Source organism: Microbacterium sp. M28, from assembly GCF_025836995.1.
Lineage (GTDB): Bacteria > Actinomycetota > Actinomycetes > Actinomycetales > Microbacteriaceae > Microbacterium.
This window is the reverse complement of record NZ_CP107546.1, coordinates 1,961,530-1,979,502: the sequence shown is the minus strand read 5'-3', so window position 1 is coordinate 1,979,502 and position 17,973 is coordinate 1,961,530. Positions and strand designations below refer to the sequence as shown.

At 68.6% G+C, this 17,973-nt stretch carries 20 protein-coding genes; 9 read left to right on the top strand and 11 right to left on the bottom strand.

Annotated features, from left to right (window positions below):
• Positions 1-94 precede the first annotated feature (94 nt).
• The 4 genes from qcrB to ctaE are packed head-to-tail and all read right to left on the bottom strand — an operon-like array spanning position 95 to position 4,571.
• Positions 95-1,918: a cytochrome bc1 complex cytochrome b subunit gene (gene qcrB, locus OED01_RS09790; protein ID WP_264155094.1), complete on the bottom strand. Its 1,824-nt coding sequence runs from the start codon at positions 1,916-1,918 to the stop codon at positions 95-97.
• A complete protein-coding gene (gene qcrA, locus OED01_RS09785; RefSeq protein WP_264155093.1) occupies positions 1,915-2,991 on the bottom strand; it encodes a cytochrome bc1 complex Rieske iron-sulfur subunit in 1,077 nt (358 codons plus the stop codon). Before qcrA ends, qcrB begins: the two co-directional genes overlap by 4 nt.
• Positions 2,992-3,027: 36 nt before the next feature.
• Positions 3,028-3,858, bottom strand: coding sequence for a cytochrome bc1 complex diheme cytochrome c subunit (gene qcrC, locus OED01_RS09780; RefSeq protein WP_264155091.1), 831 nt, complete (start codon positions 3,856-3,858; stop codon positions 3,028-3,030).
• A 20-nt stretch (positions 3,859-3,878) separates the two neighbouring features.
• On the bottom strand, positions 3,879-4,571 hold the full coding sequence (ctaE, locus tag OED01_RS09775) for an aa3-type cytochrome oxidase subunit III (protein ID WP_264155090.1): 693 nt from the start codon (positions 4,569-4,571) through the stop codon (positions 3,879-3,881).
• Positions 4,572-4,714: 143 nt separating this feature from the next.
• Between ctaE and trpD the strand changes: the two genes are divergently transcribed.
• Both trpD and OED01_RS09765 read left to right on the top strand, forming a co-directional pair.
• Positions 4,715-5,779: an anthranilate phosphoribosyltransferase gene (trpD, locus tag OED01_RS09770; RefSeq protein ID WP_264155089.1), complete on the top strand. Its 1,065-nt coding sequence runs from the start codon at positions 4,715-4,717 to the stop codon at positions 5,777-5,779.
• Positions 5,780-5,781: 2 nt separating this feature from the next.
• Entirely contained in the window at positions 5,782-6,768 is a 987-nt protein-coding gene (locus tag OED01_RS09765; protein ID WP_264155088.1) for a PHP domain-containing protein, read from the top strand.
• An 18-nt stretch (positions 6,769-6,786) separates the two neighbouring features.
• Here OED01_RS09765 and OED01_RS09760 read toward each other — a convergent pair whose 3' ends face one another.
• The 3 genes from OED01_RS09760 to OED01_RS09750 all read right to left on the bottom strand — a co-directional run bounded on the left by OED01_RS09760 (position 6,787) and on the right by OED01_RS09750 (position 9,129).
• On the bottom strand, positions 6,787-7,707 hold the full coding sequence (locus OED01_RS09760; RefSeq protein ID WP_264155087.1) for a 5'-3' exonuclease: 921 nt from the start codon (positions 7,705-7,707) through the stop codon (positions 6,787-6,789).
• A 37-nt stretch (positions 7,708-7,744) separates the two neighbouring features.
• Positions 7,745-8,338: a hypothetical protein gene (locus tag OED01_RS09755; RefSeq protein WP_264155086.1), complete on the bottom strand. Its 594-nt coding sequence runs from the start codon at positions 8,336-8,338 to the stop codon at positions 7,745-7,747.
• Positions 8,339-8,583: 245 nt separating this feature from the next.
• Positions 8,584-9,129: a hypothetical protein gene (locus tag OED01_RS09750; RefSeq protein ID WP_264155085.1), complete on the bottom strand. Its 546-nt coding sequence runs from the start codon at positions 9,127-9,129 to the stop codon at positions 8,584-8,586.
• 211 nt (positions 9,130-9,340) lie between these two features.
• Here OED01_RS09750 and rpsA point away from each other — a divergent pair, with 211 nt between their 5' ends.
• Entirely contained in the window at positions 9,341-10,798 is a 1,458-nt protein-coding gene (gene rpsA, locus OED01_RS09745) for a 30S ribosomal protein S1 (RefSeq protein WP_264155084.1), read from the top strand.
• A gap of 87 nt (positions 10,799-10,885) precedes the next feature.
• Here the strand turns inward: rpsA and OED01_RS09740 are convergent, their stop codons facing one another.
• Genes OED01_RS09740 through OED01_RS09725 form a run of 4 tightly spaced genes read right to left on the bottom strand, consistent with a single transcriptional unit; the run spans position 10,886 to position 13,909 of the window.
• Positions 10,886-11,956: a sulfate/molybdate ABC transporter ATP-binding protein gene (locus OED01_RS09740; RefSeq protein WP_264155083.1), complete on the bottom strand. Its 1,071-nt coding sequence runs from the start codon at positions 11,954-11,956 to the stop codon at positions 10,886-10,888.
• Entirely contained in the window at positions 11,953-12,741 is a 789-nt protein-coding gene (gene modB, locus OED01_RS09735; protein ID WP_264155082.1) for a molybdate ABC transporter permease subunit, read from the bottom strand. The genes OED01_RS09740 and modB overlap by 4 nt, the downstream gene beginning before the upstream one ends.
• Positions 12,738-13,499 carry a molybdate ABC transporter substrate-binding protein gene (gene modA / locus OED01_RS09730; RefSeq protein WP_264155081.1) on the bottom strand — a complete coding sequence of 254 codons (762 nt, stop codon included), beginning with the start codon at positions 13,497-13,499 and terminating at the stop codon, positions 12,738-12,740. Before modA ends, modB begins: the two co-directional genes overlap by 4 nt.
• Positions 13,496-13,909 carry a TOBE domain-containing protein gene (locus tag OED01_RS09725; protein WP_264155080.1) on the bottom strand — a complete coding sequence of 138 codons (414 nt, stop codon included), beginning with the start codon at positions 13,907-13,909 and terminating at the stop codon, positions 13,496-13,498. The genes modA and OED01_RS09725 overlap by 4 nt, the downstream gene beginning before the upstream one ends.
• A 150-nt stretch (positions 13,910-14,059) precedes the next feature.
• Between OED01_RS09725 and OED01_RS09720 the strand changes: the two genes are divergently transcribed.
• Genes OED01_RS09720 through OED01_RS09695 form a run of 6 tightly spaced genes read left to right on the top strand, consistent with a single transcriptional unit; the run spans position 14,060 to position 17,963 of the window.
• Entirely contained in the window at positions 14,060-15,187 is a 1,128-nt protein-coding gene (locus tag OED01_RS09720; RefSeq protein ID WP_264155079.1) for a HesA/MoeB/ThiF family protein, read from the top strand.
• Positions 15,184-16,416 (top strand): molybdopterin molybdotransferase MoeA, encoded by a 1,233-nt coding sequence (locus OED01_RS09715; RefSeq protein WP_264155078.1) that lies wholly within the window; start codon positions 15,184-15,186, stop codon positions 16,414-16,416. The genes OED01_RS09720 and OED01_RS09715 overlap by 4 nt, the downstream gene beginning before the upstream one ends.
• Entirely contained in the window at positions 16,413-16,877 is a 465-nt protein-coding gene (moaC, locus tag OED01_RS09710) for a cyclic pyranopterin monophosphate synthase MoaC (RefSeq protein WP_264155077.1), read from the top strand. Before OED01_RS09715 ends, moaC begins: the two co-directional genes overlap by 4 nt.
• On the top strand, positions 16,874-17,497 hold the full coding sequence (gene mobA, locus OED01_RS09705; RefSeq protein ID WP_264155076.1) for a molybdenum cofactor guanylyltransferase: 624 nt from the start codon (positions 16,874-16,876) through the stop codon (positions 17,495-17,497). The genes moaC and mobA overlap by 4 nt, the downstream gene beginning before the upstream one ends.
• A complete protein-coding gene (locus OED01_RS09700) occupies positions 17,494-17,730 on the top strand; it encodes a DUF6457 domain-containing protein (protein ID WP_264155075.1) in 237 nt (78 codons plus the stop codon). The genes mobA and OED01_RS09700 overlap by 4 nt, the downstream gene beginning before the upstream one ends.
• On the top strand, positions 17,727-17,963 hold the full coding sequence (locus tag OED01_RS09695; RefSeq protein WP_264155074.1) for a MoaD/ThiS family protein: 237 nt from the start codon (positions 17,727-17,729) through the stop codon (positions 17,961-17,963). The genes OED01_RS09700 and OED01_RS09695 overlap by 4 nt, the downstream gene beginning before the upstream one ends.
• The last annotated feature ends 10 nt before the right edge of the window (positions 17,964-17,973 follow it).

Genomic DNA, 17,973 nt, shown 5'->3' with positions numbered 1-17,973 from the left:
TCGTTGCGGTCAGCTCTCGCATGATTTCCGACACGGGAACGGCATGAAGAAGGCCCCGCCGCGAAACGCGACGGGGCCGGGGGAGAGCGGCGTCTTACTCGCCGTCCTCCGACTTCTTCTTCTTCTTGGACGCCTTCTTGACCGGCTCGGTCGCGATGACCGTGCTGGGCGTGTTGGCTGTTTCGCCGACGTGGTCCTCGGTGGCCACCAGCGGGGCGTCGGGGACTCCGGCGCGCTCGTGAGCACCCTGGATCTCGGCGGCCTCGGTCTCGGCATCCTGTGCGATGACGTGGTGCTGGTGAGCATCCGCGGCGTCCACCTCGGCCTGTGTGAGCGGGGTGAGACGGTCCTCGTAGAACCAGCGCGACATGGCCGAGCGCAGGTTCTGCGTCCACGGGATGCGACCCTTGGCGTTGGGGCGCACGACGAGCGGCTCGTAGCCCTCGACATCGATGAGCTTCCAGCGGTCGTACTTGTCGACCGGCTGGTGCACCTCGATGAACTCGCCACCGGGGAGGCGGACGATGCGGCCGGACTCATAGCCGTGCAGGACGATCTCGCGGTCCTTCTTCTGCAACGCGATGCAGATGCGCTTCGTGACGAAGTAACCGAGCACCGGGCCCAGGATCAGCAGCGCCTGCAGCGTGTGGATCACGCCTTCCATCGTCAGCATGAAGTGCGTCGCGATGAGGTCGGACGATGCCGCGGCCCACAGCACTGCGTAGAAGATCACGCCGGCGACGCCGATCGCGGTGCGCGTGGCGGCGTTGCGCGGACGCTGGGCGATGTGGTGCTCGCGCTTGTCGCCGGTGACCCACGCCTCGATGAAGGGGTAGATCGCGACGGCGACGAGGAACACCAGCAGGACGAGCACCGGGACGATGATGCCGAACGACCAGGTGCGGTCCAGGAACACGATGTCCCAGTTCGACGGCGCCAGACGCAGTGCCCCGTCCGCGAAGCCGATGTACCAGTCGGGCTGGGTACCGGCGGAGACGGGGGAGGGGTCGTACGGTCCGTAGTTCCAGATCGGGTTGATCTGGAAGAACGTCGCGATCAACACGATCGTGCCGAACACGATGAACAGGTAGCCGCCCATCTTGGACATGTAGACCGGCATCATCGGGTAGCCCACGACGTTGTCGTTCGAACGGCCGGGGCCGGCGAACTGCGTGTGCTTGTTGATGACCATGAGCATGAGGTGCAGCACGATGAACGCGATCACCAGCAGCGGCAGCAGCAGGATGTGCAGTGTGTACAGGCGGCCGACGATGTCGGTGCCGGGGAACTCGCCGCCGAACAGCAGGAACGAGGTCCAGGTTCCGATCAGCGGGAGACCCTTCACCATGCCGTCGATGATGCGCAGGCCGTTGCCAGAGAGCAGGTCGTCGGGGAGCGAGTAGCCGGTGAAGCCCTCGGCCAGTGCCAGGACGAACAGCACGAAGCCGATCACCCAGTTGAGCTCGCGCGGCTTGCGGAACGCGCCGGTGAAGAACACGCGCAGCATGTGCACGCCGATGCCGGCGATGAAGACCAGCGCCGCCCAGTGGTGGATCTGACGGACGAGGAGTCCGCCGCGCACGTCGAACGAGATGTTCAGCGTGGACTCGAGAGCCGCGGACATCTCGATGCCGCGCATCGGAGCGTAGGCGCCGGTGTAGTGGGTCTCCACCATCGAGGCCTGGAAGAAGAACGTCAGGAAGGTTCCGGAGAGGAACACGACCACGAAGCTCCACAGTGCGATCTCACCCAGCATGAACGACCAGTGGTCGGGGAAGATCTTGCGACCGAGCTCCTTGACGAAGCCGGAGAGGCTGGTGCGCTCATCGATGTAGTTCGACGCGGCGCCGACGAAACGGCCGCCGAGAGGCGCCTTGGTGTCCTTGTTGTCCTCTTTGGACAGCGTTGCGGTGCTCAATGACGCTCCCAGAAGCTCGGGCCGACGGGTTCGGTGAAGTCGCTCTTCGCGACGAGGTAGCCCTCGTCATCGACGGTGATCGGCAGCTGCGGCAGCGGGCGGGCTGCCGGGCCGAAGATGACCTTGGCGTGGTCGGTCACGTCGAACTGCGACTGGTGGCAGGGGCAGAGCAGGTGGTGCGTCTGCTGCTCGTACAGGGCGACGGGGCATCCGACGTGCGTGCAGACCTTGGAGTACGCGACGATGCCGTCGTACGACCAGTCCTTGCGGTCCTCGGCCTCGATGAGCTGCTCAGGCCGAAGGCGCATCATCAGCACGATGGCCTTCGCCTTCTCCTCGAGGTAGCCGTCGTGGTGCGACAGGGTGGCGAGATCCTCGGGGATGACGTGGAACGCCGAGCCGAGGGTCACGTCCGCTGCGCGGATCGGGGTGCCGTCGGGGTCGCGCACGAGGCGCTGGCCCTTGTCCCACATGGTGTGCTTGAGCAGCGCCACCGGGTCGCCCTTGGTGGGGTCCTCTGCGGTGCTGTGCGGTGCCAGCCCGCGGAACAGCGTGACACCGGGGATGATCGAGGCGACGAGCGCCGCGAACAGCGAGTTGCGGATCATCGCGCGTCGTCCGAAGCCGGACTCCTCGTTCGCGTCGGCGAACGCCTTGATGGATGCCTCGCGCGTCGAGTCCTTGCCACGGGTGGGGTGGCGGTACTCGGTGAACTCCTTGTCGCTCATCAGCGCCTTGGACCAGTGGATCGCTCCCAGACCAAGTGCGAGCAGGGCGAGACCGATGCCCAGACCGATGAACAGGTTGTTGTAACGGATCGAGACCAGCGACTGGTCCTCGATCGGGAACAGCATGTAGGCGGCGACCGCCCAGATGGAGCCGGCCAGCGACAGGTAGAAGAGCGTGTAGACCGTTCGGACCGCTCGCTTCTCGGCGCGCGGGTCCTTGTCGGTCATCCGCTCGCGGTGCGGCGGCAGCCCCGGGTTCTGCACGGGATCGCTGACTGCGACACCCAGCCCAGGAGAGGGCTGGTAGGCCCTGTCAAGAGCCTGCGAGTCGTCGTCGTGTGCCATGGTGCTCCTCGTACGTTCCTCTTCGATGAAAATGCGTCAGTTGGACTTCGCCGTGATCCACACGGTGATGGCGACAAGAGCGCCGATGCCGAAGATCCAGACGAACAGGCCCTCGGAGACGGGGCCAAGGGATCCGAGCGAGAACCCGCCCGGCTGCACGGACTCCTGCTGGAAGACCAGCGCCGCGATGATGTCGCGCTTGTCCTCGTCGGACAGGTTCATGTTGCCGAACACGGGCATGTTCTGCGGACCCGTGACCATGGCCGCGTAGATGTGCAGCGCGCTGGTCTCGGTCAGAGCCGGAGCGTACTTGCCCTCGGTGAGCGCTCCACCGGCGGCGGCGACGTTGTGGCACATCGCGCAGTTCACGCGGAACAGCTCGGCACCGTGCGAGACGCTCGCTTCGTCGTCGGCGTTGTCGGGGTTCGCCTCACCGGAGGTGATCCAGTCGGCGGGGTAGGTCGGGCCGGGGGCGACCTCCTGGACGTAGGACGAGATCGCCTGGATCTGATCCTCCGTGAACTGCACCGGCTTCTGCGGCGCCTGCGGTCCCTGCATCTGCAGGGGCATACGGCCGGTCGACAGCTGGAACTCGGTGGCGAGTTCTCCGACGCCGATGAGGCTCGGGCCGTTGTCGGTGCCCTGCATGTCGAGGCCGTGGCAGGTGGCGCAGTTCGCCTGGAACAGCTTCTCGCCGTCCTCAGCGGTCAGCGACGCAGATGCGACGGTCGGGGTTTCGGTCGCGGCGATCGCCGCGGATGCACCGGCGTACACGCCGCCGGTGATGAGGAGTCCTGCTCCGATCAGTGCCGCTGCCGCGAAGGGGCTGCGGCGACCGTTCGAACGGCGCTTCTTCTCTCGTGCCATCTCAGGGATCAGCTCCGCTCTTATTTCAGGAAGTAGATGACGAAGAACAGCACGATCCAGACGACGTCGACGAAGTGCCAGTAGTAGGACACAACGATCGAGGAGGTCGCCTCCTTGTGCGTGAAGTTCTTGACGGCGAACGCGCGGCCCATGACGAGCAGGAACGCGATGAGACCACCGGTGACGTGCAGGGCGTGGAAGCCCGTGGTGAGGTAGAACGCCGATGCGTAGGAGTCGGCCTGGATCGGCATCCCCTCGGCGACCAGCTGGGCGTACTCCCAGACCTGACCGGAGACGAACACCGCGCCGAGTGCGAAGGTGAGCCAGAACCACTCGACCATGCCCCAGCCGAACAGGCGGCGGCGGCCGGCCGGGTTCAGCTGGCCCTTGGCGATGCGGTACGGCTGCAGGTCCTCAGCGGCGAAGACACCCATCTGGCACGTCACGGAGGACAGCACCAGGATGGCGGTGTTGATCGCGGCGAAGGGAACGTTGAGCAGTTCCGTTCGGTCGGCCCACAGCTCCGGTGAGGTGCTGCGGAGGGTGAAGTAGATCGCGAACAGTCCCGCGAAGAACATCACCTCGCTGCCGAGCCACACGATGGTGCCGACAGCTACCGGATTGGGCCGCTTGATGGTTCGGGCTGCCGGGGCATACGTCGCTGAGGTCGTCACCCCTCCATTATGGCCGATCCGAGCGGGCGATTCTTGCATCACGGGGGTCCGATTCGCTGGTCCGTCACTTAGGGGAACCTAAGAAACGCCTGCGAATCCTCGGTGAATACAGGGGAAACGACGCTTGCCGGGGTTCATGTCGACGTCGAGATGAAATTCTGCGCGCCGATAGGATCGCACACATGGCTGAATCCCTGACCTGGTCCGATGTGCTCACCACGCTCCTGGAGCGGCGCGATCTGAGCGTGTGGGAATCGACGTGGGCCATGCGTCAGGTGATGCAGGGGAAGGTCTCCGACGCCCAGCTGGCCGGATTCCTCGTGGCCCTGCGTGCCAAAGGGGAGACGATCGACGAGATCGTCGGCTTCCGCGACGCCATCCTCGAGGCCGCGGTGCCGCTGCCGGTCTCGCCGGACGTGCTCGACATCGTCGGCACCGGCGGCGACCGCGTCGGCACGGTGAACATCTCGACGACAGCTGCGGTGATCATCGGCGCGACCGGGATCCCCGTGGTCAAGCACGGCAACCGCGCCGCGAGCTCGGCATCCGGAGCCTCCGACGTCCTGGGCGCGCTGGGTCTCGAGCTGTCGCTCTCGCCCGACCACGTGGCGTCGGTGCTGGACCGCACGGGCATCACCTTCGCGTGGGCGGCCGCGTTCCACCCGGGTTTCAAGCATGCCGGCGCCGCCAGGGCCGAACTCGGCATCCCGACCGTGTTCAACATGCTCGGTCCGCTCTGCAACCCGGCCCGCGCCGAGGCCAACGCGGTCGGAGTCGCCCAGCTCGAGCGCGTGCCGCTCATCACCGGCGTGTTCCGCACGCGCGGGGCGACGGCACTCGTCTTCCGCGGCGACGACGGCCTGGACGAGCTCACCACCACCGGTCACAGTCGGATCTGGGAGGTGTCGCGCGGTGACATCCACGAGCACGACCTCGATCCGCGCGATCTCGGCATCCCACTGGCGGATCTGTCCGATCTGATCGGCGGCTCTCCCGAGCACAACGCCGAGGTGCTGCGACGCACCCTGGCGGGGGAGCAGGGGCCGGTGCGAGACGTCGTCCTCCTCAACGCCGCCGCCGGCATCGTCGCGTTCGAGCTGTCGCAGGACGCGACGCAGGTGCAGCGCCCGATCCTGGATCGACTGCGCGAGGGCTTCGCCAAGGCAGCGGATGCCGTGGATGACGGCCGCGCGTCGGCCAAGCTCGACGAATGGGTGTCGGTGTCCCGCGAGCTGGCCAAGGCCTGACCATGGATCCGGCAGCCGCTCTCCTCGAGATCGCCGCGCTGCTGGAGCGCGAGCGTGCTTCTCGTTACCGCGCCAAGGCGTTCCGTCAGGCGGCGGCCACCTGGGAGTCGCTGCCGGAAGAGGTGCGCGCGGATCCCGTGCGGCTGCGGGCGTCCAAGGGGATCGGCGATTCGACGTTCGAGGTGATCACGCAGGCGCAGGCGGGTGAGACGCCTCGTTACCTCGTCGAGCTGCGCGGCGAGGTCGAGCCCGAACTGTCCTCGGAGCTGCGGGGGCTGCTCCGCGGCGACCTGCACGCGCATACGGAATGGTCGGACGGCACGACGTCGATACGGACCATGACGGACGCGGCGCGCGCTCTCGGTCACGACTACCTGGCCATCACCGATCATTCGCCGCGGCTGCGCGTGGCCCGTGGGCTGAGCGCCGAGCGCCTGCGCGAGCAGATCCCACTGGTGCGTGCCGAGTCGGATGCCGCCCTGCGCGTGCTCGCCGGGATCGAGGTGGACATCCTCGAGGACGGGGCGCTGGATCAGGAGCCGGAGCTTCTGGCCGAACTCGACATCGTGGTGGCATCGGTGCATTCCAAACTGCGTATGGATGCAGCGGCGATGACCGCGCGCATGCTCACGGCGGTGAGGTCGGGTCGAGTCGACGTGCTCGGTCACTGCACCGGCCGGCTCGTCGAGGGATCACGGGGGACTCGTCCGCCGTCCGAGTTCGACGCCCGCGCGGTGTTCGCCGCGTGCGCCGAGCACGGCGTCGCCGTCGAGATCAACTCCCGACCCGAGCGCCAGGATCCGCCCGATGCGCTGATCGCGATCGCACTCGAGGAGGGCTGCCTTTTCTCGATCGATTCGGATGCGCACGCGCCGGGCCAGCTGTCGCTGCTCGATCACGGCGCCGTGCGCGCGGAACGCGCCGGCGTACCTGCTGCCCGGATCATCACGACCTGGGGCATCGACCGACTGCTCGACTGGGCCGACTGATCGGGCTGGCCCGGTTGATCAACCGGGGAGTGCGGCGAGAGCCCTCGTCATCGATGTGCCGAGGTTCCACGTCTCGGCCAGTGCCGTCGCGGCATCCTTTGCGGCGTCGTCCAGGTGTCCGAGCGGTGTTGTCGGCACGGTGATGTCGAGGTCGCGGGCCACGAGCACGACGGTCGGGGCGACGTCCAGATAGTCCGAGGCAGCGAGGACCTTCGCACGGATGCCGGCGGACATGCCTTCTCCTGCGAGGGCGGCGGCGCGGATGCCGTCCAGGTCGCCGTGCGTCTGGAGCAGCGTCGCCGCGGTCTTCTCGCCCACGCCCGCCACGCCGGGGAGTCCGTCGGATGCGTCGCCGCGCATGGTGGCGAAGTCGGCGTACTGGGAGGGGAGTACGCCGTACCTGGCGACGACGCTCGCCTCGGTCAGGGTGTCGAGATTGCTCATGCCGCGCGCCGTGTAGATGACACGGACGTCGCGGGCGTCGTCGACGAGCTGGAACAGGTCGCGATCGCCTGTGACGATGTCGACCGGCATGGTCGCGACGGTTGCGAGAGTTCCGATGACGTCATCGGCCTCGTGCTGGGCGACGCCGATGATCGGGATGCCGAGTGCGCCGAGCTCGGCGCGGATCAGGGGGATCTGCGCTTCGAGCGGATCCGGCACCTCTTCGATGTCGGCCGCGTTCGGGACGAACTCGACGACGCGATGCGCCTTGTAGCTGGGGATGAGATCGACGCGCCACTGCGGACGCCAGTCGTCGTCCCAGCAGGCGACGAGATGCGTGGGCTGGTAGGTCGACACGAGCTTCGCGATCATGTCGAGCAGACCGCGGGCGGCGTTGATGGGGGAGCCGTCCGGCGCCTTCACCTTGTCCGGCACACCATAGAAGGCCCGGAAGTAGAGGCTCGCGGTGTCCAGCAGCATCAGCCTGTCGCTCATGGGATCAGCATGGCACAGCGGTCGGTCCTCGGCCGGGTCAGCACCCGGGCGAGGACGGCGCCTGTTCGCACGTGTGCGCGACGAGCGCGGTGTGCGCCTCGAAGATGCGGATCCGCTGGGCGGGGCCGGCGCTGGTGACTTCGCCGTCGACCGGGAACCAGCCGATTCCGAGGTCGATCTCGGCGGTGTATCGGACGTCTACGCTCGCGTCGTACTCGCCGCGTTCGCTGTACACGTGGCTCGTCGTGGTCGGGGTGAACTGTGCCTGCCCCAACGCGGACCAGCTCCGGCCGCCGTCGCTCGTCGTGGCCGCCGTGCCGTCGCCGTAGTCGAAATCGAACCCGGCGGGAGTGAAGCGGACCGTGATCGGATAGCCGAACAGCTCGCCGGAGACCGTATGCGCGGAGGCCGATGCGACGAAGTTGGTCGGCAGACCTGCGACGCCGACGTTGTCGGGCTCGCCCGCGACCACGGCGCCGGCCGGCGCGAACCGGGCGAGGTCCGTGATCGTGACCGCGGGGATCGCCGGCGCCGGCGCGGAAGGGGCCGCCGGGTCAGCGGGATCCGCGCGCTGGAAGCAGCCGATGTAGCGGTTCCAATCGTCGAGGCACTGCTCGAACTCCGACTTCACCGGAGGTTGTGGTGGGCCGGCGCTTGAGTGCCAACTGTCCTCGGTCTTGCGGCCGGGCGCTCCGTCTGAATGATCGTTCGCTCGGGAACCATCAACGACTATCTGGTTGCCGGTATTCGTCGCGTTGCATACACCCGCGAGCTGGAGCTCCTTCGGGCACGCTATTCCTGATTTCCAAGCCAGGGGCGTGGTGACAGGCACGCCGAGTAAAGCGATCAATGTCGGAATGGCGACAAGTGTTTGTGTCATCGACATTGACTCGAGTCCTCTGCCGACTCTGATGAGATGAGCAACCGACTTGGCGAGCCCGCGAACTCGACCAACTGTGCGATCGTGTCCTCGCGATCGCCCGGGGTGAGGTCAACCCCGTCAGCATCCACAACGCGTGCCTGTGAAGCGTCGAGACAGACGAGGGCGACTATTGAGCTGTCGGATTGACCGATCTGCGCGGCTTGTCCGGTGAAGGACAGAAGCCCGACCGAACCTTCGAGAGTTAGATTCTGGGCGTCCAATAGCTGTAGCGCTTCAATATCGCCTTCGAGTGCGGTGCCGGTCAGGAAGTCTTGTGGATTGGGTGTCGATTGTCCCGAGCGTCGAGCGTTCCCGGCGTCGTTGTACGCCCGGTAGACCTCTTCCGCTGCGGCGAAGGCTTCCTCCTCGGACGCGAAGGCGGCGGTCGGCGTGGGGGTGGGATCCGCCTCGGGGGCGCACGCGATCAGAGAACCCGCGGCCAGAGCGACGATGCCGATGGCCGAGAAGCAGAGGAGGTGACGAGGGCGCGAGATGATCACCCGATCACGGTAACGCCAACGGCTCGGCATCCGTCGGAGTTATCCACAGCAGACAGATGCCGCCGAACCTGGTAATCTGAAGTGTCACTTGTGGCGCGCTGGCGCGTGCCTTCGTGGCAGCAATCCAATCCATTCGCTTTCCAGCCTTCAGATACGTGTGCGCACGTCGGCCGGAAGCCCGAGCCCCCATTCAACAAGGACAACCCACTACATGACTACCGCAACGACCGCCCCGGCCACCAAGCAGGTCGCGATCAACGACATCGGATCTGCCGAGGACTTCCTGGCCGCGGTCGAGAAGACCCTGAAGTTCTTCAACGACGGCGACATCATCGAGGGCACGATCGTCAAGATCGACCGCGACGAGGTTCTGCTGGACGTCGGTTACAAGACCGAGGGCGTCATCCCCTCGCGCGAACTTTCCATCAAGCACGACGTCGACCCCAACGAGGTCGTCGCCGTCGGCGACCAGGTCGAGGCCCTCGTTCTCCAGAAGGAGGACAAGGAAGGCCGACTGATCCTCTCCAAGAAGCGTGCGCAGTACGAGCGCGCCTGGGGCGACGTCGAGAAGATCAAGGAGAACGACGGAGTCGTCACCGGCACCGTCATCGAGGTCGTCAAGGGTGGCCTCATCGTCGACATCGGCCTCCGTGGCTTCCTGCCGGCGTCGCTGATCGAGCTGCGCCGCGTCCGCGACCTGACGCCGTACCTCGGCCAGGAGATCGAGGCCAAGATCCTCGAGCTCGACAAGAACCGCAACAACGTGGTGCTCTCGCGCCGCGCTCTGCTGGAGCAGACGCAGTCCGAGTCGCGCACGACCTTCCTCAACAACCTGCACAAGGGTCAGGTCCGCAAGGGTGTCGTGTCCTCGATCGTCAACTTCGGTGCGTTCGTCGACCTGGGTGGCGTTGACGGCCTCGTGCACGTCTCCGAGCTGTCCTGGAAGCACATCGAGCACGCTTCCGAGGTCGTCGAGGTCGGCCAGGAGGTCACCGTCGAGATCCTCGAGGTGGACCTCGACCGCGAGCGCGTCTCCCTGTCGCTGAAGGCGACGCAGGAGGACCCGTGGCAGGTCTTCGCTCGCACCCACGCGATCGGCCAGATCGCACCGGGCAAGGTCACGAAGCTGGTTCCGTTCGGTGCGTTCGTGCGCGTCGCGGACGGCATCGAGGGCCTCGTGCACATCTCCGAGCTCTCCAGCAAGCACGTCGAGCTGGCTGAGCAGGTCGTGTCCGTCGGCGAAGAGGTCTTCGTCAAGGTCATCGACATCGACCTCGAGCGTCGTCGCATCTCGCTGTCGCTGAAGCAGGCCAACGAGTCGGTCGACCCCAACGGCACCGAGTTCGACCCGGCCCTGTACGGCATGCTCGCCGAGTACGACGAGAACGGCGAGTACAAGTACCCGGAGGGCTTCGACCCCGAGACCGGTGCGTGGAAGGAAGGCTTCGACGCAGCCCGCGAGGCATGGGAGCAGGAGTACGCTGCAGCCCAGACCCGCTGGGAGGCTCACAAGGTCGCCGTGGCCAAGGCCGCCGAGGCCGAGGCTGCTGCCGGCGACGACTTCGCCGCCGGTCAGTCCTTCACGAGCGACTCGGCCGGTGCCGGCACGCTCGCGGACGACGAGGCGCTCGCGGCTCTGCGCGAGAAGCTCTCGGGCGGCAACGCGTAAGCATCGCTTCAACGCAACGGGTCGTCACCTTCGGGTGGCGGCCCGTTCCGCGTATGCGGTGCACGCGCGGACTTGGTCGTGCGCCGGTCAGGACACCGAGCGCCGCACGGTGACCGCGTCGACGACGAATCGTGCGGCATCGCCGACCCGAGGCAACGGCCTCGCGTCGACCGTGCTCACCGGGGTCATCGCCGCCAGGCCGGAGCGATGCTCCAGCCGCAGCATGCCCGCCCGCGCCGACACCGCCGCCAACGGCGCGATGATGGCTCCCGCGTCCGTCGTCCCGCTTGAGAGCACGCGCACGGCCTGCGGGGCGATCACGGCGAATGCGGCATCCCCCGGATAGAGCTCGCCCTCCGGGTGTGCGGGGAGGAGGATGCCGTCGCCGATGTCGAGCGTCGACCCCGTCCAGCATCCTTCGACCACGGCGAAGCCGGCCAGGCGAGCCGTGAAAGGATGCTGCGGGCGCGCCGCCAGATCGGCAGGGGTGCCCTCCTCGACCACGCGGCCGTCGCGCAGCACCAGGCAGTGCCCTGCGAGCTGCCAGGCATCAGCCAGATCGTGTGTGACGAGCACGGCTGCGGTGCCGGTGCGCGTCAGCTCGTCCGAAAGCAGTCGTCTCACGAGGGGCGCGCTTTCGGCATCCAGCGCGGCGAACGGCTCGTCCAGCAGGAGGAGCGCGGGGTCAGCGGCGAACGCGCGGGCGATCGCGATCCGCTGCTGCTGACCGCCGGACAGCTCGTGCGGCATGGCGTCCGCGCGGTCGGAGAGTGCGAGCCTGTCCAGCCAGTTGCGCGCCGTGTCACGCGCGGTCGCGCGATCGACGCCGCGGGAGCGCGGGCCGAAGGCGATGTTCTGCACCACGCTCAGATGCGGGAACAGCCGCGGCTTCTGATCGAGGAGCCCGATGTGTCGCTCTTCGGGCCGCCGGTGCATCCGTCCCGCCTGCTCGAGGATGCGTCCGTCGAGCACCACCTCGCCCCGCGCGACCGGGATGAGCCCGGCCAGCGCGCTCAGCAGCGTCGATTTTCCCGAGCCGTTCGGACCCAGCAGGGCGAGCCGCCCGCCCGCGTCGAGCTCGATCGACGCGGATGCCGTGAAGCCGCCGCGATCCACGGCGATGTCGGCGCTCAGACGCCCTGTCGGCACGGCGGTCATCGCACGGCATCCTCTCGCCATGAGCGCAGCGCGCTGACGATCACTGCGGCGCTGACGAGCAGCAGCAGCGACAGCGCGACAGCCGAATCCTGCGTGACTCCGACGCCGTTGAACGCGGTGTAGATCGCCAGCGGCATCGTGCGTGTGATGCCTTCCGCGTTGCCGGCGAACAGCGCCGTCGCTCCGAACTCGCCGAGCGCCCGTGCGAAGCACAGGACGGTTCCCGCGACGAGGCCCGGAAGGACGAGCGGCAGCGTGATCCGGGTGAGCACTCGCCAACGTCCGGCGCCCAGCGTCGCGGCGACCTGCTCATGGCCGATTCCCGACGTGCGCAGCGCCCCCTCCAACGCGATCACGAGGAACGGCAGGGCGACGAACGCCTGCGCCACCACGACCGCCGCCGTCGTGTACGGGAGGCTGAACCCGGTGACCTCGAACAGGGGCTTGCCGACGAGTCCGCTGCGTCCGAGCAGCGCGAGCAGAGCGAGCCCACCGACCATCGGCGGCAGCACGAGCGGGACGAGCACGATCGTGCGCAGCACGGCTGCGGTGCGACGAGGCGCCCTCGCGATGACGATCGCGAGGGGCCCGCCCAGCAGCAGGCACAGCACGGTCGCGCAGGCGGCAGTGCCCAGCGACAGGCCGAGGGCGTTGAGCGCCGCCGGGGACAGCAGATCGTCGCCCAGTTGCTCCCAGCGCACCCGCGAGATCAGGCCGACGATGGGCAGGACGAGCAGGGCGATCGCGACGGTCGCCGCGACGTAGAGCCCGCGGGGGAGTGTCACGGTGCCTCGAATCCGTGCGCGGCGAGGATGGCCTGGCCCTGATCCGACAGGATGAAGTCGACGAAAGCCCGCGCGCCTCGCGGCGACGGCGCGTCCTCGGCGATGGCGATGGGATACCGGTTGACGACGTCTCCCGCCCCCGCCGGGCGGATGCCTTCCACCCGCTCCTCGGCGGCGATGTCGGTGGCGTACACGATCCCGGCATCCGCCTCGCCATCGGCTACACGGGTGAGGACCGCCGTGACGTTCGTCTCCTCGCTCACGGCTGTCACGGCTACACCGGCGGAGCTCAGGAGTTTACGGGTCGCCGATCCGCACGGCACCTCGGGTGCACACAGGACGACGGCGAGCGACGGGTCGGCGAGATCGTCCAGGTCTGCGATGCCACCCGGGTTCCCCGCCGGCACCGCGATCCGCAGCGTGTTCGTCGCGAAGATCTCCCCGTCGCCGCTGCGGCCGGCCTCGACCAGCGGCTGAAAAGTCTCCTCGTTCGCGAAGGCGACCACGTCGACGTCAGCGCCGTCGAGCGCCTGTGTCGACAGCGCCTGCGATCCGTCGTACCGGATCGGCGCGACGGAGTACGAGGGATGCTCGTCCGCGAAGGCCGTTGCGAGCTCGTCGAAGGATCCGTGCAGGGACGCCGCGGCGAACACGGTGACCGGCGGTTCGGTACCGGCCTCCCCGGCGGGTGCGGTGCAGCCCGTCAGCGCGAGCGCGAGCAGCAGCACGGGTCCGAGCACGCCGGTTGCGCGTCTCATCGCGACGCCTCGGAGGCTGGTGCCGTCTCCACGATCACGGTCGTCGCCTTCACCATCGCCGTGGCGAGGCTGCCGACCTCGAGCCCGAGCTCCCTGACGGCCTCGGTGGACATGAGTGAGACGATGCGATGCGGGCCGCTCTGCATCTCGACCTGCGACATGACCGTGTCCGAGACGACCTCGGTCACGATTCCGACGAACCGATTGCGCGCGCTGGAGGCGCGTTCGAGGGGATCCGCGTCCGCGCCGCGTGCCCGAGTGAGGTGGGCGGCGAGATCGGTGCCTGCGACGACGAGTCGACCTGCGGCATCCGTTCCGGCCGGCAGCTGCCCGCTGTCGATCCAGCGACGCACAGTGTCATCGCTGACGGACAGGAGGCGGGCGGCATCACGGATCCGGAAATCGGTCATGTTCGCCATCCTACGTTCGTGTCTGCGGATGCAGTGCGGATTCTCTTCCGCATCTGCGGATCGTAAGAACTGCGCTCTGGCGGTAACGCTGCGCGATACTCACGGGCAACCGAGCGGCCCCGGTCCGTGCAGAGCGGTACCGTTGGGGGCATGCGCTTCCCCCCGCTCGTCGCCCCGGCATCCGCGCTGCCCGACGGCGAGACCGAGCGGGCCGCACGCCAGATCCGGCTGCCGGAGATCGGCGCGGACGGCCAGCGCCGGTTGTTCGCCGCCAGGATCTGCGTGATCGGGGCCGGCGGCCTGGGTTCGCCGGTGCTTCTCTATCTGGCCTCCGCCGGCATCGGCACCATCTGCATCGTCGACGATGACGTCGTCGACACGTCGAACCTGCAACGCCAGGTGCTGTTCGGGGTCGCGGACGTCGGCCGCCCGAAGGCGCGCGTCGCCGCCGAGCGCATCCGTTCGCTGTCGCCGCACACGACGGTGATCCGGGCGCACGAGCGTCTCACGTCCGACAATGCGGAGCGGATGCTGGCGGGATACGACCTCGTGATCGACGGGAGCGACACGTTCGACACGCGATACGCAGTCGCGGACGCCTGCGATGCGCTGGGCGTTCCGCTGGTCTGGGGGTCGGTGCTGCGATTCGACGCGCAGGCGACGCTGTTCTGGTCGCGTCCGCCCGTAGGCGATCCCGTCCGTCTGCGTGACGTCTTCCCCTCCGCGCCCCCGGCCGAGGACGTGCCGTCCTGCGCGGACGCCGGCGTGCTCGGCGCCCTGTGCGGCCAGCTCGGTGCGCTCCTCGCGGCAGAGGCGGTCAAGCTCATCTGCGGTCTGGGGGACCCCATCCTGGGGCGGATGCTGGTGATCGACGCGCTCTCGGCTCGCACGCGCGAGGTCCCGCTGATACCGGCTCGCGGCGTGGCACCGACCCCTCCCGCTGCCGACCGCGTCCCCGCGAGCACGGGGGACCGGACCATCGCACCGGACGAGCTCGACGGCCTCGGTGACGTCCTGCTGCTCGACGTGCGCGAGGAGGACGAGTTCCGCGCCGGGAGCATCCCCGGCGCGCTCTCGGTCCCGCTGAGTCGGCTGCGAGAAGACCCGTCCATGATCGCGGGTGAGGGCACTGTCGTGGTGTTCTGCCAGGTCGGTCCTCGGGCCAGAGCCGCGGCGGCGTTCCTCCGCACGGCGGTTCCCGAGACCGAGATCGTCCTGCTCGACGGCGGCTACGAGGCGTGGTCCACGCGTGCGCGCGACGCGGCGGCGACGGCATGATCCCGATCGAGGAGCACCGCAGCCGCATCCTCGCGGTGGCCACCCCGTTGCCGCCCCGTGCACACGCACTCCTATCCGCGAACGGACTGGTGCTCGCGGACGCCGTCTCGACGCGCTGGCCCGTGCCGCTGTTCGACAATTCCGCCATGGACGGCTACGCGGTGCGCACTGCCGACGCGGTCGAGGGCGCGCGTCTGCGCGTCGTCGCCGACGTCCCGGCCGGCTCCGCCGACGATCCGCGCTTCGGGAGGGGCGAGGCCGTGCGGATCATGACGGGCGCCGCCGTTCCCACGGATGCCGATGCCATCGTCCCCGTCGAGCACACGGATCTCGGGGTGGTCACCGGTGCGGTCCCACCCGAGCACATCACGATCACGCGTGCGCCTCGAGAGGCCGCGCACATCCGGCGCCGCGGGGAGGATGCCGCGGCCGGCACCGTGGTCGTCGACGCGGGAACAGCGCTCGGGCCCTGGCAGCTGGCCACGATCGCTTCGGCGGGCCATGATCGCGTACGCGCGCACCCCGCGCCACGAGCCGCCGTGATCTCCACCGGCTCGGAGCTGGTGCCCGCCGGCGCCGAGCCGCGACGAGGGCAGATCCCCGAATCGAACTCGCTCCTCATCGCGGCGGCGCTGCAGGATGCCGGAGCCGTCGTCGTGCACGTCGGCACCGTGCCCGACGACGAGGCGGCCCTCCGCTCCGAGCTCGCGGCGGTCGACGCCGACCTCGTCGTGCTGTCCGGCGGGGCCAGCGTCGGCGCGTTCGACGTCGTGAAGGCGGTGCTGGACATTGCGGGTCCCGGCCGCGGAACCGTGCGCTTCGATGCGGTCGCCATGCAGCCAGGCAAGCCCCAGGGATTCGGCGTCGCGCCGGACGGGACGCTGCTGTTCTGCCTGCCGGGAAATCCGGTGAGCGTCGCCGTCTCGTTCGAGATGTTCGTGCGGCCCGCCGTGCGGTCGATGGCGGGGCGACAGGACCTCGATCGCCCGCGCACGAGCGCCACGGTGGGCCAGGGCTGGCGCTGCCCACCCGGGCGCGTGCAGGTGCTTCCCGTCGTCTTCCGGGACGGCCGGGTCGTCCCGGCATCCGCCGGCGGCAGCGGATCGCATCTGGTGGCGTCGCTCGCCCAGGCGACCGACTTCGCCATCGTTCCCGCCGAGACCGAGCGGGTGGAGACCGGCGACCTCGTCGACGTCATGCTGGTCGCGACAGAGAGGGAGATATCGTGAGCTTCACGCACCTGGATGAACGAGGACACGCCCGCATGGTCGATGTCACCGAGAAGCAGCCGACGGTCCGCAGCGCGACGGCCGCGGGCCTCGTGCGCTGCCCCGAGCACGTCATCGCAGCCCTCCGGGACGGATCCACTCCCAAAGGCGATGTCCTCGCGGTGGCCCGCATCGCCGGGATCCAAGGGGCCAAACGGACCGCCGAGCTGATCCCGCTCGCGCACATCATCGGAGTGCACGGAGCGACGGTCGACCTCGAGGTGGTCGACCGCGGCGTGGAGATCACCGCGACCGTGCGCACGGCGGACCGCACCGGCGTGGAGATGGAGGCGCTCACCGCGGTCAGCGTCGCGGCGCTCACGATCATCGACATGGTCAAAGGTCTCGACAAGGACGTCGAGATCGAGAACGTGCGCCTCGTGCGCAAGACCGGCGGGAAGAGCGGGGAGTGGGTGCGATGACCGCTGATCCGCGTCGTGCGGCGATCGTCCTCGCGGGCGGTCGTGCGACGCGGTTGGGCGGCGTGGACAAGGCCGAGGTCGAGGTCGACGGGCGGATGCTGATCGACGGCGTCCTGCAGGCGGTCGCCGCGTGCGAGCCGATCGTCCTGGTCGGCCCGGATCACCTCACCCGGCCCGGTGTACGCGTGGTGCGCGAGCGTCCGGCCTTCGGCGGACCCGTCGCCGCGCTCGAGGCGGCGTTGCACGATTTGTCGGATGCCGTAGCAGAGACGTGGGTCCTCGCGTGCGATCTGCCCCGTGCGGGGGGAATCGTCGACGCGCTGTCGGAGCACTCGATGACCGATGACGTGGACGCGCTGATGCTGCGCGATTCCGGCGGCCGCGCGCAGCCGCTCGCCGGGCGCTACCGCGTGGCCGCGTTGCGAGCAGCCATCGGCGCTCTGCCGACCGCGGAGGGCGCGGCGATGAGGCGGATCACGGGGGCCCTTCGCGTGCAGGAGATCGACGACGAACGCGGTGCGTCGATGGATCTGGACACCTGGGAAGACGTGTCCGCGTATCGTGCGGAACAGAGCGAAGGGCGACGCGATCGCCGCGTGCGACGAAGGGAGACGGCATGACCGATACACCGGATGGACTGAGGGACTGGACCAGCGACCTGGCCGCGGCGCTCGGCGTGCAGGAGGACGTCCCGATCACGGAACTGCTGAACGTGACGCGGGATGTCGCGCACGGGGTGACCCGGCCGGCGGGGCCTGTCACGACCTACCTGATCGGCCGTGCCGTGGCGCAGGGGCTGCCGCTCGAGCAGGCGATCGCCGTCGTGCAGGCCCGTATCGCGGAGCAGCCGTGAGAGTGCGCTTCTTCGCCGCCGCCGCGGAGGCCGCCGGGCGCGAGGAGCAGCAGATCACCACGGATCTCACGCTCGGCGACCTGCTGGCACAGCTGCGCGTGGAACACGGTGCCGAGTTCGCACGGGTGCTCGATCGCTGCGCCATCCGGGTGGACGGTGCGACGGTCGATCAGCGGCACCCGATCGCCGCGACCGCCACGGTCGACGTGTTGCCGCCGTTCGCCGGCGGGTGAGGCGCCGACG

What these genes read in the sequence shown, in the direction of transcription:
- OED01_RS09725 (WP_264155080.1), bottom strand. Translation starts at nt 13,909, where the DNA reads ATGACCGATTTCCGGATCCGTGATGCCGCCCGCCTCCTGTCCGTCAGC.
- qcrC (WP_264155091.1), bottom strand. Translation starts at nt 3,858, where the DNA reads ATGGCACGAGAGAAGAAGCGCCGTTCGAACGGTCGCCGCAGCCCCTTC.
- mobA (WP_264155076.1), top strand. Translation starts at nt 16,874, where the DNA reads ATGACCGCTGATCCGCGTCGTGCGGCGATCGTCCTCGCGGGCGGTCGT.
- OED01_RS09765 (WP_264155088.1), top strand. Translation starts at nt 5,782, where the DNA reads ATGGATCCGGCAGCCGCTCTCCTCGAGATCGCCGCGCTGCTGGAGCGC.
- OED01_RS09715 (WP_264155078.1), top strand. Translation starts at nt 15,184, where the DNA reads ATGATCCCGATCGAGGAGCACCGCAGCCGCATCCTCGCGGTGGCCACC.
- rpsA (WP_264155084.1), top strand. Translation starts at nt 9,341, where the DNA reads ATGACTACCGCAACGACCGCCCCGGCCACCAAGCAGGTCGCGATCAAC.
- OED01_RS09700 (WP_264155075.1), top strand. Translation starts at nt 17,494, where the DNA reads ATGACCGATACACCGGATGGACTGAGGGACTGGACCAGCGACCTGGCC.
- OED01_RS09760 (WP_264155087.1), bottom strand. Translation starts at nt 7,707, where the DNA reads ATGAGCGACAGGCTGATGCTGCTGGACACCGCGAGCCTCTACTTCCGG.
- qcrA (WP_264155093.1), bottom strand. Translation starts at nt 2,991, where the DNA reads ATGGCACACGACGACGACTCGCAGGCTCTTGACAGGGCCTACCAGCCC.
- OED01_RS09740 (WP_264155083.1), bottom strand. Translation starts at nt 11,956, where the DNA reads ATGACCGCCGTGCCGACAGGGCGTCTGAGCGCCGACATCGCCGTGGAT.
- ctaE (WP_264155090.1), bottom strand. Translation starts at nt 4,571, where the DNA reads ATGCAAGAATCGCCCGCTCGGATCGGCCATAATGGAGGGGTGACGACC.
- trpD (WP_264155089.1), top strand. Translation starts at nt 4,715, where the DNA reads ATGGCTGAATCCCTGACCTGGTCCGATGTGCTCACCACGCTCCTGGAG.
- modA (WP_264155081.1), bottom strand. Translation starts at nt 13,499, where the DNA reads ATGAGACGCGCAACCGGCGTGCTCGGACCCGTGCTGCTGCTCGCGCTC.
- OED01_RS09720 (WP_264155079.1), top strand. Translation starts at nt 14,060, where the DNA reads ATGCGCTTCCCCCCGCTCGTCGCCCCGGCATCCGCGCTGCCCGACGGC.